Raw genomic sequence first — 14,707 nt, forward strand, 5'->3', positions numbered from 1 at the left:
TCTTTTACAAGCCATCGGAAGTGAGGCATCAGGGAACTTTTACAGATGGTCGTGATAAATTTCAAAACTGACATTTATGATTACCATAGAAACTCTGGTCGAACAGGGAGCTAATGTAAAATTGGAAATTACTCCCTCGGACCTCAAGATGTTTGCCGAATCCATCGTACAGCGTACCATCCTGGCACAGCAGGAAAAGCAGAAGGCTGTAATGCAGCGTGAAGCGGAAGAAGTCTATCTCAACACGAAACAAGTCCGGGAACTGCTGAACGTATGCGAAGGCACGCTCAACCTGTGGGCGAAGCGCGGCTACCTCGTGCCTGTCAAGGTAGGCAACAAGAATATGTATGCCCAATCGGATGTACACCGCGTGCAGACAGGGGGCAAGTCCGAAAGTGTAACGTTCTATTGCAAGAAGAAAAATGGCTGACATGAAAAACAGCCGGCTTGAACTGTGTAACCGAATCCGCATGGAGGCAGAGCATACCGAAGACACAGATTTCCCTTTGGATGCATTCCCTCAGGCCGTACAGTCCGTTATACTTGACATGACCAAATACAAGAACTACATGATTGAGTTCATCGCGACGTCCATGCTGTCGGCAGCATCGACAGCCTTGGGCGGTACTTACCGTATCCGTATCAAAAGCGACTGGCAGAGCAACGGCGCACTGTACATCATTCTGGTGGGCCGTCCCGGACTAGGCAAGACCCCACCGCTGGAAGCCGCATACCGTCCAATCCGTAAACATGACTATGCCCTTTTCAAGGCGTATGAGGCAGAAGTGGAAGCATGGAAAGCGGCAGGAGAAAACGGAAAGAAACCTGTTCTTCACCGTACCATCGTATCCGACTTCACACCCGAATCGCTTCTACAGACACATAACAGCAATCCTCGGAGCGTTGCCATTCTGGTGGACGAGATCATGGGCATGTTCAATTCCGCCAACCGCTACACGAACGGGCAGCTCATAGAGCAATTGCTGACCGCATGGAGTGGCGGAGCCTTGGATGTAATAAGGGTAAGCAATTCCACTCCTATACATATAGAACGCCCGTGCATCAACATCATCGGGACTGCACAGACCAAACGTATTCACGAACTTCTCAAAAAAGGATTCGAGGAAAACGGACTGCTTGACCGTATCCTGTTCGTGCTTCCCAAATCCCGGGAAGTGTCAAAATGGACAAACCGGGATGATGACGGAGAAAAGACCTCTTTGGCTGCAAAACGTTGGGAAAAGATACTGGACAAGGTGTTTGCCTTGGATTATGATACAGAAACGGAAGGAGACGGAATGGAAGAACACGCCGCCCATATGCTTTCCATGAACAGAGAAGCCAAAGAGTATTTCTTCTCCTGGTGGAACGAAAAAGTGGGACGCATCAACCGGATAGAGGACGATGCCGATGTTGACAGCCGGGAGATGAAACATCCGGCTCACGTGGCACGGCTGGCTCTGATTATCCAAGTCCTGCGGTATGCTTCTGATGAAAGCCACCTGCAGTTTGTGGATCCGGTGTCGGTGAAAGCCGCTATCCGGCTGAATGACTATTTCGAGGATTCATACATACGCATCCGTTCCTTCGTGGCAGACAATACCTGTGAAGAGCCTCCCAAAGTATTGTTGTCGTTGCTGCCCGATATCTTCGATACGAAAACGGCCATAGCGGTCGGTAAGGAACTGCGAACATCAGCGAGCGCACGGTGATGAACTATCTCAGGGAGTTGTGTCACAGCAGGCTCTTGAAAAAGTCCAAAGCCGGGCATTACGAGAAAATGGTGTATGGATCCGGTAAATATTCCATAAACGAAAATGAACCATCAACCCAAAACTGCAATGAATGACCCCGCGTTGCAGCTTGCAGTTTCTTCAGTCTTGCAGTCTTGGGGCTCTGAAAACGATGTTTTCCTGCAAAACTGCAAGGACTGCAGACTGCAAATGGCGTTTTGGATTTGCAGTAATCAAAAACGAAAGCATTATGAGTGAGTACAGATTCCATCTTCAAAAATACAGACCGGGCAGTAAAAAAGTGTGCCCAAAGTGCGGCAGAAAGTCCTGTTTTACCCGATATGTTGACGGGAATGCGCAAATTACATTCCCTAACCATGTAGGCAGATGCGACCATATCAACAGTTGCGGCTACCATTATACCCCGAAGGAGTATTTTCAGGATAATCCAACCATCAAAGAAACCATGATTGAACAAAACAACAGAAGCGACACCCCATCAAGAGCCGTCAAGCCAATAGCGATGCCATTATCTGGTTCTGCACCACAGACTTCTTATCTTCCCTCTGATTGGGTTAGCCAGTCCATGCAGAAGTTTGACGTCAACCCTTTATACCGATATCTAACCAAAGTGGCAGGCAAGGAGAAGACTGACAGGCTGTTCAATCTTTATAAGGTCGGGACATCCAAGATGTGGAACGGGGCAACCGTTTTCTGGCAGATTGACATCAACGGCAATGTGCGGGCAGGCAAGATTATGGGTTATGATGCTAAGACCGGGCATCGAATCAAGCATCCGTTCAATCAGGTAAATTGGGTCCACTCGGTTAAGAGGGTTCCGGATTTCCACATGAAGCAGTGCCTGTTCGGTGAACACCTGTTGTCCGAAACTTCAATTCCGGCAAGTACTGTTGCCATTGTAGAAAGCGAGAAGACAGCACTGATTGCCGCCCTTTTCATTCCGGATTTCGTCTGGCTTGCCACAGGTGGAATGCACGGCAGTTTCAACAGCAAAGCTATGCAGGTGTTGTGTGGGCGTGAGGTGATTTTGTTTCCCGACCTGAAAGCAACAGAGGAATGGAAACGTAAGACAGCGATGCTTCACTCCATTTGCAAGCGTGTCACTTGTTCCGACCTGTTGGAGAAGATGGCGACCGACAGGCAGCGCGAAGCCGGGTTGGATATTGCCGACTTCCTCCTGATGGAAGATACGCCGCAGATGGTTCTTGCAAGGATAGTGGAACGCAATCCTGCATTGCATACCTTGATAGATACATTCGACTTGGAACTTGTGGATGCAGGACAGGAGTAGAGCGATGGAAGAATCAGACAGCTTGCTGTCTGTGTAAAAAGGGGTTGTAAAATCCCGTAGCTTATTAGGGCATTTTCATCTTGGCCACCTCCGATGTGGCAGAATGAAAAAGTCCCCATAAGTTCTTGAAGACCCTACTGTATAGACAGCAGTATTATGGTAACGGCATTTTATATATCCATCGTTTAACTAAAAAACAAATCACAATGAGTAATATTCAATATGCAGTATGCCACCTCCAGCGTGGCAGTGGTAGTGACAGCGGTATGTCATGCCACATAGAGAGAAAGGATGCAAAGGGTAAAACATATGTGCCGGATAATGCCGATGCGAAGCGGACACATCTGAATCGGGAACTGATAAAATTTCCGCAAGGGGTTGCCAACAGAACCGAGGCTATTCAGTATCGTATAGACCATGCAGGTCTGCATCGCAAGGTCGGGAAGAATCAGACTATGGCTATACGTATCATATTGACAGGAACACATGAGCAGATGATGAAACTACAACATGATGGTAAACTTGATCAATGGATTAAGGCAAATTTATCATGGCTCAAAGATACATTCGGTGAGGAGAATCTTGTATCGTGTGTGCTGCACAAGGATGAGAAGACTCCCCACCTTCATGCCACCATCGTACCTATCGTGACCACAGAACGTAAACGCAAGGAGCGTGAGGGTGAAAAGAAATATGCAACCAAAAGCGGACCACGATTATCCACAGATGATGTGATGGCTCGCGGTAAGTTGTTCCAATATCAGAACACCTATGCCATTGCTATGAAGCCATTCGGTTTGCAGCGTGGCGTTGTGGGTTCTACTGCACGTCATAAGACTAACGGCCAATACTATCGTGAGCAGATGTTGAAATACGAAGATGATATAGAAAGATTGCAGGCTGAAGTTGAAAAGGCACGTGAGGGACGTTCCAAGATATTGTCATTCTTCGGTACAGGAGAATTGGCCGAAGCAAAGAAACAACTCTCGGATAAGGATAAGCAGATAGAAAAGTTACAGCAACGGATTACTCTATTAGAGCAGAAATACCTACAACTCAAGGAGCAACATAAGGTTGAATTGGCGAAATACCGCAATGGTTATATGGCAGAGATTAACAAGGCTATCAAGCGTGCCGAGGTTGCAGAACGAAAGAATATTGCTCACGAAGCGACAATTGAAAAACAAAAACAGCGTATTGATGCTCTTGACAGAAAAGCCAATCCACATCGCTATCGCCTCTCATCGGGTGCAACGCTTACAGGTATCCGTATGTCGCCTCGGTATTCAAACATCCCAAGTCTTCGCATTCGGACTCAGGTGGGAAATGAAACCTTTGAGGATGCGAAGTATTTTGAGTGGTATAATCCAGTTATACAAAAGTATCTGAATGGCGAACTTACAGACCATGAACTGGTCAATGAAATCTTTGAGCCATTTGAGCAAGTGAGTCAGATTCAGGCTCAACTGCTCGGGGCTACATTTGAGATGCTCTCTGGTGGCCCGGCACAAACTCATGTTGGCACAGGTGGCGGTGGTTCATCATCTGATATGCCCTGGGGAGAGAAAAAGAATGATAGTAATATGACTACCCCTAGACGAAAACGGTAACAATTGACCGCAAACGAATAAGAAAACGAACTTTTTTCAAATGAGAATTGCAGATTTTTGGAGTTTTCTTCGTGAATCTGCAAATCCTTTTATAAATTTGTGTTCAAAATCTGACAATTCAATTTTATTACAACAATATGTATATGAAGGATACAAATAAGCCAATGACAGTAGATGACGAAATTGCGTATAACAATTATAAGCTTACTGCTGATAAGATTTTGCAATTACTTTCACAAATTAGAGAAGACCCATCTGCTTCCGCCAAGCGTTGGGTATGGGAGCTTTTGCAGAATGCTAAAGACGTTCCAAACTGTTTTGGAAAAGTTTCTGTAGAAATAGAGCTTGTATCACAAGACACACTGAAGTTCCGACACAATGGAGATTGTTTCAGCACAAAGAATATTACCGGACTTGTTCAGCAAGTAAGTTCTAAGGATTCACAGAATCTTGAAGGGCAGACTGGCAAGTTTGGTACTGGATTTATCTGTACCCACTTGTTATCTGACATCATTGATGTAGAGGGTATTGTTAGATATATGGGTATTGATAGACGCTTTAAAATTGTACTTGATAGAAGTGGTTATCGTTCAGAGGATCTGCTTCCAAGAATAGAAACAACCCTTGAAGAGCTTCGTCATATCGAAACAGCTTATGAGGTTGTCAACAATTATGAGCAAAATCGAACAGAACAGTCATTTGATACTGTATTCACATATCATTTAACCACACAGGAGAAACAGGAATCTGCTGTTGCCGGTCTTGAAGACCTGATAAATACAATGCCAATTACGTTGGTTACTCAATCCAAGAAGATTAAGCAAGTACGTGTAATTGATCGTGTAAAAGGCACTAATGTGGTTTACACCTGCGATTCGACCTCTCTTGGGGACAATGTTCAGTTGTCAGTTGTAAAAATTGATGATATTACAAAGAAATATCTGAGTTACATAACCGATGAGGTAGCTCTTACAACAGAAGTAAACATAGAGGATGGTATCTACGAAATTATCAAACGAGACAGCAGACAGCCTGTTTTGTATCGTGATTTTCCTCTGATTGGTTCGGAAAAATTCTATTTCCCTTACACTCTTAATGGATTTGAGTTCAATCCTACAGAGAGACGTAATGGACTCCTTCTCAATAGTGCAGACCATCCAAACTGTGTTGTGAATAGAATTATCGTTGATAAGGCTGTCGATGCAGTTTTGAAGTTTAACGAATGGCTGATTTCAAAGAATGCAACCAACAGATATTTGTTGGCATCTTCTCGAATCCCTAAATCTTCAGAAGAATACAGCGAAAGCGTAGCTGCACCTTGGATCAAGAATCTGCAAACTAACTGGAGAAGACAACTACTCCAGGAAAGACTTGTTGAAACAGACAATGGAACAGATTTGCTGGTGAACCTGTCTGTTCCTTCATTCACGCCTACATCGACAAAGGAGGTTAATGAAACTTTCTATAACTTGTTACATGGCCAATACATTGGTCGTGGCGTTCTGCCTGTGCTCAAGCATCTTCATGGATGGCTTGAGGTAGTTCGTCCTGAATATGAGGCATGGGGTTCTAAATTAAAGTATGAAAAAGAAGATTTCTTGAAAGATTTATCAGATCTTCAAACTTTAAGTGCTCTTTCTTCAAAGATAGGCAAAACACGTGAAGAAACACTTACTTGGCTTAATAAGGTTTACAAGTTCCTCGTTGATCAAAATATGCTCATTGAGTTCGACAATTATGCCATCATTCCAAATCAGCGAGGTGACTTTAAACTACTGAAGGAACTTTATTCAGACCATAGTTCTCGTATTCCAGCTATACTCAAAGATATATACAACTCTGTAAACCAAGACAACGCTACAGTACAACATGTGCTGATGGATGCAGATGTTGAAGCCACTGTATTTGGAAATACACTTCGCTCTTTCAGCTTGAAAGAAATGATCGATAAGTTGAATGATTATGTCAAAAATGGAACCACTATCTATAAGAATGGTTCATATCTTGACGTACGTTCAAAAGTGGCATATAGTATTTTGGCTTTATATCCAAATAGCGCAGATGCAACTGTGCTTAACAACAGAAAATCTATTTATGAATTCTGTTCGGCATATAGAACAATGAGCCAATATACACTTGTTGATACAACAGAATTGGATTTGTGGAAAGAGTCTGATAATTATTGGTTCAACAATAGTTATACTGGTATATCTTCTAAGAGTACTGTAGCAAATGTTGCATCTTCTTTCTTTACAACAGCAAAGACTAATGATGAAACATTATCTTGGCTGGATAAATACATCCAATTCTATCGCGACCATTCTCATGGCGATTTGATTAAGGAGCAGGTTGTTTTCCCAAATCAGCAGCTAAACCTGAAGAAGCTTTCAGAATTGCGTTATGACAATGATATTCCTGAGTATTTCAAAGACTTGGCAAATGTTGCTTATAATCCATCAAATTCTATTGATGTATATCGTCACCAGCTAATTCATAGAACCATTAAGGGGTATGAGCAGCAGAATCCGTTGTCAATAAAGGATATATACGAATATACAAAAAAGAGATTTGACGAAACAAACGATAGCACCAAGGAAGCTATTGCTCGTCATGCAATATCAATTCTTATTCGTCAAGAAAACTGTGAGCCAGAAGAGAAGAAACTTTATAATTTTGCAAAAAACATATCTGACCATGCGTTTGGCGAAGCAAAATATGTAGAGAATCACTCTGGATTCAACTGGGGTTTTGCACAAGAGTTTTACATCAAGTATATATGCAATAGAATAGCTTATTCCGTAAATATACAGAATTTCAAAGGACTCAGCAGCGCATTTGCTAGTTGCAGTGTGGCCGAATTAACTCACCGGATTGATTCTTTGATTGATTTTCTGCATAGCTATAAGGGCAAGAAGTATTGGAGCATTATAACAGATAAAGATTCTGGCATTGGAATATGGCTCAATCAGAACAATAATTTCTGTAAATTCCAGAATGTTAGAAGAGATGACAATATACCTTCTGAGATTAAGGACATTGCCGCAACTAATTGTCATGTTAATCATGACTTTAGAGAATCTCTATTCACTTTGGACTCACAATATGCTTCATACTTAGAGACTGAACCTATCACTCTTTCAGAAATAGGTGAGTTTATTGATACTAAGATTAGAGAGTATGATGGTAATAAACAAGATAACGATTTTCGTTCACTCGTGTTTACTATCGGTAAGCTCTGCAATAATGTTGCAGGACTTGAAGATATTATGGAGTACTTCAAAGAAACAAAGAACTCTCTTATCGTGTGGTCTTTGGGAGAAGGTGACACAATGGATCTCGTAGGTGCAATCGTACAACAGGGAGATGAAAAAATCAGAGCGGTTAAGGATTTCCTTGTAGAAACGTCTGTCGAGGACTTGAAAAATCTTAATGCAGTCTTAAAGAACTGTCCACCTGATAAACTTGACCAAGTTAAGGATATTATCAACAAATTTGCAAGCGAGCAAGCATCTGCTGGAGGTGAAGAGACACCTGTTGGAGGAGAAGATTCTACTGATATTGTCATTGTACCTAAGACCCATGAAATTGAAGAAGTTGTGGATTTCGAAGGTCATACTCATATCGTAAGAGCAGATCAGACTCAATATGCAGGTCTTTCTCTGGAGGAGATTGAACGCTATGTTGAAGAAGCCAAAGGTGCTGTAGTTAAGTATTTCAGAGAATTGGATGAAAAATATGATTTGGGCTTACAATTTGACAAAGAGAAAATTGCAAGACATTCATATAGCCAGCTCTATGGTATCTCCGATTGTCATGGTAATATGATTCCTATTGTTGTACACAGTTACAAGGGTCCTCAGTATCGATACTTTGACCTGAACTGGTATGACTGGCAACTGCTTTCTCAGAAGGGTTCTATGCTGTTTGTCCTCACAGTAACAGGTTTGCAATGTATTCCTTTGTATGCTCTTCCTGTACGTAATTTCAATATTTCAATCAGCAATGACATGTCAAACGAGAATAGAGCTGCATTGCTCACACTGGCCGCAGTTGGTAAGCAGTATTCAACATTGAGCTTTGACTTTGGTAACAACATGCCACAGGGATTCAAGGATCCTCTCCCATTTGACTATGTTCCTGAGCAACTAGGCAAATGTATTACGTCTATTAAAGAGGTGTGTGATCAAAACATTCCTCAAATTGCTAACATGTACAATTATGGAAGGAACATACCTCTTGTAAGAAGTACTGTTGGTTATTCTCTTGCAATGGAAGCTGTTAATGAAGGTAACGCACGCGACATATTCGATGCACCTGCAAATGATACACAGGCACCATCAGTTGGTACATCATTTATTGATTAACTGAATAATGAATATCGATAGAAAAAAGCATTGGCAATTCCTCGAAGATGAGCTTAAAGCCGAAACAGAGGAATTCAAAAAGACATACTTAACCACAGCCATCTCCTTGCTTAAAACAAGCCAGGAGATGTATGTGGCTCAGTTCATTTCTTTTAAGGATGGAGAAATGATAATGAAATTCCCTATTTCGCGCGCATTACCGAGAAAGGGTGATTTCCTAGTATGTATGGTTCTTCCACCAGAATTACAAGATTACCGTAATTGGGGAGACAAGACATATCGTGATTTGTATAACGCACGATATAATTCTACCGAATGCGTGTGTATTTGGCATTCTCCAGCCAATGATCCTCGATATTCTTTAGTAGGTTTCTCAAAGGTAAGTGTTGATTTTGCAAATTATATCAAAGAGACACCAAATATCGTATTGACCTTTGCTCCACAACGTCCTCCTATTGACTATGTTATGAACTTACAAAAGGTTGTAGAGGATAAATATAGCAAAGGAGTTGCTTCTGTACTTGATGCTAACTACCAGACAAAAGATTGGGAGCCAATCCTTATAAAACAAGATAATGTTTCCGGCTTTGTGTATTCACAGATGACATTGACGGACACAATGATCTTGGAAGGTCCTCCTGGAACTGGCAAGACATATATGATTGCAGAACTCTGTGCAAGACTATGTGCAGAGGGGCATTCAGTATTAGTTACAGCCTTAACCAATCGAGCCTTAATGGAAATTGCAGAAAAGCCTGCAGTCAAACCATTACTACATAGTCACAAGATATTTAAAACAAATATCACAATTGATGAATTGAGAGAAATCAAAGATTTGGAAACAATCAAATCTATTGCTCCAATGCCTGGATGTTTGGTGATGTCCACTTATTTCATCACAAGTGGATATGCGGCAGATTTGACAGTTGAACAACCTTTTGATTTTGTTATAATGGACGAAGCAAGCCAAGCTATACTTCCCATGTTTGCAGCAAGTCGCAAAATTGGTAAAAAGAATTTATGGGTTGGTGATATCCACCAATTACCTCCAATAGTCATATTGAATCAAGATAGAATTAAATTTTGTAATTACAAGCCTTTGGTAGAAGGACTAAAATTATTGGCAGATAATAGTTCATCCCCAATCTATCAATTGACTACAACATATAGATTTGGACAAAGAAGTGCGAACTATACAGGTGTTTTCTACAACGACTCTCTTGTGTCTAATGAATCTAAAAGATTTAATGATTTGCCGTCAATGTGCAAAATATTGAGCAATAAAGGAGGACCTACCCTTATTCTAACAGATATGCCATCTGGTGATAGTACTCCTCAATTTGCAATAGATATGGCATCATACATTGTGGCAAGTATATTAAATGATTCTCCGAATAAAGACATTGCCGTTTTATCTTGTATGAAAAAGACGACTCGCGCCCTACAGATGGCTATAACTCAAAAAGTAGGAAGCAAAAAGAATCTTATAGTAGATACAGTTGCTAGAGTACAAGGATTGACAACGGATATAACAATTTTTTTTGTACCGGACTATTCCTACATTAGAACTCTAGAACCACATCTGTTCAATGTTGCTACAAGTCGTGCAAAAGAACACACTATCATCATTGTAGATAAGTATGTCTTAGATTGTTACACTCTTAATAAGAATGTAAGAAAGTATTTAGAAATGCTGAAACAAGAAAAGAGTATATATATACCTGACACAGAACATGGTTTAGGAAATAAAAATATTATCGAGAGTAATATTGATAAATTATTAACGTCTTAATAATAAATCTAAAAATGATAGTTTTTGTAGATTTAGACGGCACATTAACTCACACAGCTGATGTGAAGTACAAAGAATTTAAAGATGGGGTGCGGGATTTTAATCCAACTCAAATTCCTTTGTTCCATGGTTCGGTAGATTTTATTTCAACATTGAAAAATCAAGGACATAGAGTTATTATCCTGTCTGATTCTCATCCCAAATATGTACGTCCTATTGTTGAATACTATTTTAATGTAGAATATCTATATTTAGCAGACAAACCAAATACTGCAAAGACGTTATCATTCATTCAATCAGATGTAAATCTTGATAATTTATATAAAACTAATAAAGAAGATTTTATGATTATTGGCGATAGCGTTTTAGATATACAATTAGGACGTAAACTAAAAATACTTACTTCGTATATTCAGTTATATACAGAAGGTGATTTCTCGGAAACTGATGGTATCGGTGATTATTGAAGTATTATAAAATATGGCCCGACATTTATTACGAAAAGTTATCAAGAACTTCTAAATATTATCTCAAACAGACAGGGGAATTTATTATCCATCGAAGCCGCATCTATTGGTAGAATCACGTGTAAATCTGTCAAATTTTGGGATTATAGAGATATGGAACATCAACGGATTGTTGCCTTTCGGTGCTTGGCTAGACAAGAAAACGGTTCTTGCGACAAATTCTCAAAAGCCGATTTGTATTATCAGATAGATAATCCCCAAAGGAAAAATGAAGATTTAGCAATTATGGCAAAAGGTGTTGAGAACTACTTACAAGGGCTACAACAAATTAATTCTTATAAGTGGGATTATTTTACCTATGTGTCAGATAAGTCTTCAACAACCCCTCCTAACAAGTTAAAAGAAATATTTGATTTAATAAGCACATCTATACCTAAAGTAAAGTTGTTTGAATGGGATGAAAATATGACTTCATCTCTTAGAAACGAAAAAGACTACCAGGCAAGACAGTCTTTCATTCGTTCTCATCTTCACATAAAGAATTCTGACGTTTCTTTAGAAAGAAAAAATATAATAGTTTTGGACGATCAATTAACTACAGGAGCAACAGCTTTTGAAATTAGGAAGAAATTAGAAGAACAAAACGTTGGAAATATTTTGATTGTGACATTGTTCTATATGTCACTATTGGTTTTAGATGATAAAATCTGTCCAAGATGCGGAAAACCTTTAGTAATTAAAACTAACAGGAGAAAAGGTTCTAAATTTTATTCATGCCAACCACCGCAATTTGGTGGAGACGGATGTGGTTATATAGAAAACATAGATTAATATGATACGGATATTATTAGCTTTAAGCAAGATTCCTGGAATAGCTGATGCTTTTATAAAAAAGAATGTTTCAGTATTCAACTCAAATAATACAGATGAGATTATAAATTATCTTGTAAAAATCAATGATAAAATCACGAAGGAATTAGTTTCTGAACACTTGGAGTGGGCTGATAGGGTAATACAAAGATGTCAAGATTTAGACATTCACATACTCCCTATATATCATACTGAATACCCAAGTAAACTTCGAGAACTAAGCAATCCGCCTGCAGTGTTATATCTGCGAGGAAACATGTCATTGCTAAATAAGGATATAATATCATTAATAGGGACAAGAAAATCTACGACTCTAGCAAATAATATTGCAAATAAAGTTGGTGCGCACTTTTCTATTAACAATGCTCTTTGTAATGGTCTTGTCGATGGTATAGATAGACACTCAGTTGAAAATGGAGATACAGTATTCCGAAATACTATAGGGATATTGTCTGGAGGACTAAATTTCCATCATACATCATCTAAGATAACAAGCGAGTTAGCTGAAAAAGTTTTAAAAGAAGATGGTTTGCTAATTTCCGAGGTCGAACCTGATAGAAAAGAGGATCAGTTTTCTGGCAGTAAAGCGAGTCGGATTCAAGCTGGTCTGTCTTCGGCCTTGATACTTATTCAAAGTTCAATTGACGGTGGTTCTAAATATACAATTAAAGCTTTTTCAAAACTTAATAGAATCGTTGGTTATATTTCTTTTACCGGTAATAAAGAATATGATTCAGACATAAATTTTTCTGCAAATCGAACTTTTGATATGCTAGGTTTAGAAGGTGTTGCCAAGATGTGTGACGTTAAAAAAAACACATCCATTTGTATAAAGAAGTTAATTCCCATTCATTCTTTACAAGATTACGATATCATTATAAATGAACTAAAGAAGAAAGACGATAATAGCAGTTTCCTTTTTTATTAATATGCATTATGTGGAGTTAAAATTATTTAATATATGGCACTTGCAATTAACATAAACGACCTGCTGAATAAGCAGAAGATAGAATCCAACCGAATTGAATTCAAAAAGGGTTGGAATCCAGTGAGCATATACCATAGCGTATGTGCTTTCGCCAATGACTTCGACGACCTTGGAGGTGGCTATATCGTGGTTGGAGTTGATACAGATGAAGCAACTGGAGTCGCTATTCGTCCAGTTGAAGGTGTGCCTACAGAAAAGATTGATGGCATTCTTCAGGATATGGTAGGCTACAACAACAAGATTTCTCCTTATTATATGCCTCGCACTAGTGTTGAAGAGGTAGATGGAAAGTATGTGCTTGTGATATGGTGTCCTGCAGGAATAAACCGTCCATATTCTATACCGGAAAACGTAACTGCCAAGAGTAATACAAAGGAGTATTTTTATGTTCGTAGTGGTACGAGTAGTATCATAGCCAAGGGTGAAGTCCTTGACGAACTGCGCGAATTGGCAAGTCGTGTGCCATTTGACGAACGTGGTAATCCAGATATTAAAATTGAAGATATTTCAACGCTGCTATTACGGGAATATTTAGTGAAGGTAGGTAGTAAACTTGCCAATGAGTTATATACAAAACCTCTCGAAAGTATTTTGGAACAAATGGATTTGTATGTCGGTCCAAAGGAAAATCGTATGCTTAGAAATATAGCAGCTATGATGTTCTGTGAAGATCCAAGTAAATTCTTTAAGCGTACACAAGTTGAAGTTGTATATTTCCCTGAAGGACGATTGAATAATCCAAACAATTTGTATGAAGGTCCTGTAATTAAGGGTTCCATCACACAGATAATTGACAGAACATTGGAATACTTGAATCGTATGCTTGTTATGCAGACGGTGATAAAACCCAAGGATAGTAGTAGAAGTCAAAAGTTTGTCACTTATCCATATCAAGCATTGGAAGAGAGTGTAACAAACTCACTCTATCATAGGGATTATCGTGAATGGGAGCCAGTGGTTATCACTGTAGAACCTCAAGGAATCACCATACAGAATGTCGGTGGCCCCGATAGAAGTATATCTGCTGCCGATATTTCAAGATGCGAAATCTTAGTATCTAAACGTTATCGTAATCGCAGACTCGGTGAATATCTTAAGGAATTGGATTTGACAGAAGGTCGTAGTACAGGTATTCCAACAATTCAAAATGTTTTGGAAAACAATGGTTCACCAAGAGCTACTGTCGTTACTGATGATGAACGAACCTTTTTTAGAATAACCATTCCTTGTCATGAAGCTGCAGGTAATATTATCGCAGACATAGCACATAAAGACGGTTCATTAAAGGCTTCTAAACGAGGTTCACTAAAAACTGCACTACAAAGTGCACCAGAAAGTGCACTGCAAACTGCACTCGAAAGTGCACTGCAAACTGCACCGAAAAGTGCACTCAAAATTATAGAACAAATAAGTAACAACCCACGAGCAACCATGACGGACTTAGCAAATCTAACTGGTTATTCAAGAAGATGGGTTGCCCAGACGATAAAACGACTTCAAGAGGAAAATATCATTAAGCGAATTGGGTCAGATAAGTCTGGATATTGGGAAATTATAGGTAAATAGTAAAA

9 protein-coding genes and 1 pseudogene are annotated in these 14,707 nt (G+C 39.7%); all 10 read left to right on the top strand.

Annotated elements, in window-relative coordinates:
* The first annotated feature begins 76 nt into the window (after positions 1 to 76).
* The 10 genes and pseudogenes from Q9S52_RS02670 to Q9S52_RS02715 all read left to right on the top strand — a co-directional run bounded on the left by Q9S52_RS02670 (position 77) and on the right by Q9S52_RS02715 (position 14,702).
* The gene (locus tag Q9S52_RS02670; RefSeq protein ID WP_304708076.1) at positions 77 to 430 is read left to right on the top strand and encodes a helix-turn-helix domain-containing protein; all 354 of its coding nucleotides are present in this window, start codon (positions 77 to 79) and stop codon (positions 428 to 430) included.
* A pseudogene (locus Q9S52_RS02675) lies at positions 423 to 1,849 on the top strand (DUF3987 domain-containing protein). The gene Q9S52_RS02670 and the pseudogene Q9S52_RS02675 overlap by 8 nt, the downstream one beginning before the upstream one ends.
* A 134-nt stretch (positions 1,850 to 1,983) precedes the next feature.
* Entirely contained in the window at positions 1,984 to 3,045 is a 1,062-nt protein-coding gene (locus tag Q9S52_RS02680; protein ID WP_304708077.1) for a DUF6371 domain-containing protein, read from the top strand.
* A 206-nt stretch (positions 3,046 to 3,251) separates the two neighbouring features.
* Positions 3,252 to 4,655, top strand: a complete 1,404-nt coding sequence (mobV, locus tag Q9S52_RS02685; protein WP_304708078.1) for a MobV family relaxase — start codon at positions 3,252 to 3,254, stop codon at positions 4,653 to 4,655.
* Between the two features lie 137 nt (positions 4,656 to 4,792).
* Positions 4,793 to 9,019 carry a sacsin N-terminal ATP-binding-like domain-containing protein gene (locus Q9S52_RS02690; RefSeq protein ID WP_304708079.1) on the top strand — a complete coding sequence of 1,409 codons (4,227 nt, stop codon included), beginning with the start codon at positions 4,793 to 4,795 and terminating at the stop codon, positions 9,017 to 9,019.
* 7 nt (positions 9,020 to 9,026) lie between these two features.
* The gene (locus Q9S52_RS02695) at positions 9,027 to 10,811 is read left to right on the top strand and encodes an AAA domain-containing protein (protein ID WP_304708080.1); all 1,785 of its coding nucleotides are present in this window, start codon (positions 9,027 to 9,029) and stop codon (positions 10,809 to 10,811) included.
* A gap of 14 nt (positions 10,812 to 10,825) precedes the next feature.
* Positions 10,826 to 11,278, top strand: coding sequence for an HAD family hydrolase (locus Q9S52_RS02700; RefSeq protein ID WP_304708081.1), 453 nt, complete (start codon positions 10,826 to 10,828; stop codon positions 11,276 to 11,278).
* Positions 11,279 to 11,431: 153 nt separating this feature from the next.
* A complete protein-coding gene (locus tag Q9S52_RS02705) occupies positions 11,432 to 12,109 on the top strand; it encodes a phosphoribosyltransferase (protein WP_304708082.1) in 678 nt (225 codons plus the stop codon).
* A 1-nt stretch (position 12,110) separates the two neighbouring features.
* The gene (locus Q9S52_RS02710) at positions 12,111 to 13,076 is read left to right on the top strand and encodes a DNA-processing protein DprA (RefSeq protein ID WP_304708083.1); all 966 of its coding nucleotides are present in this window, start codon (positions 12,111 to 12,113) and stop codon (positions 13,074 to 13,076) included.
* A 33-nt stretch (positions 13,077 to 13,109) separates the two neighbouring features.
* Entirely contained in the window at positions 13,110 to 14,702 is a 1,593-nt protein-coding gene (locus Q9S52_RS02715; protein ID WP_304708084.1) for an RNA-binding domain-containing protein, read from the top strand.
* Positions 14,703 to 14,707: the final 5 nt, after the last annotated feature.

It is taken from the genome of uncultured Rikenella sp., from assembly GCF_948810725.1.
GTDB lineage: Bacteria > Bacteroidota > Bacteroidia > Bacteroidales > Rikenellaceae > Rikenella.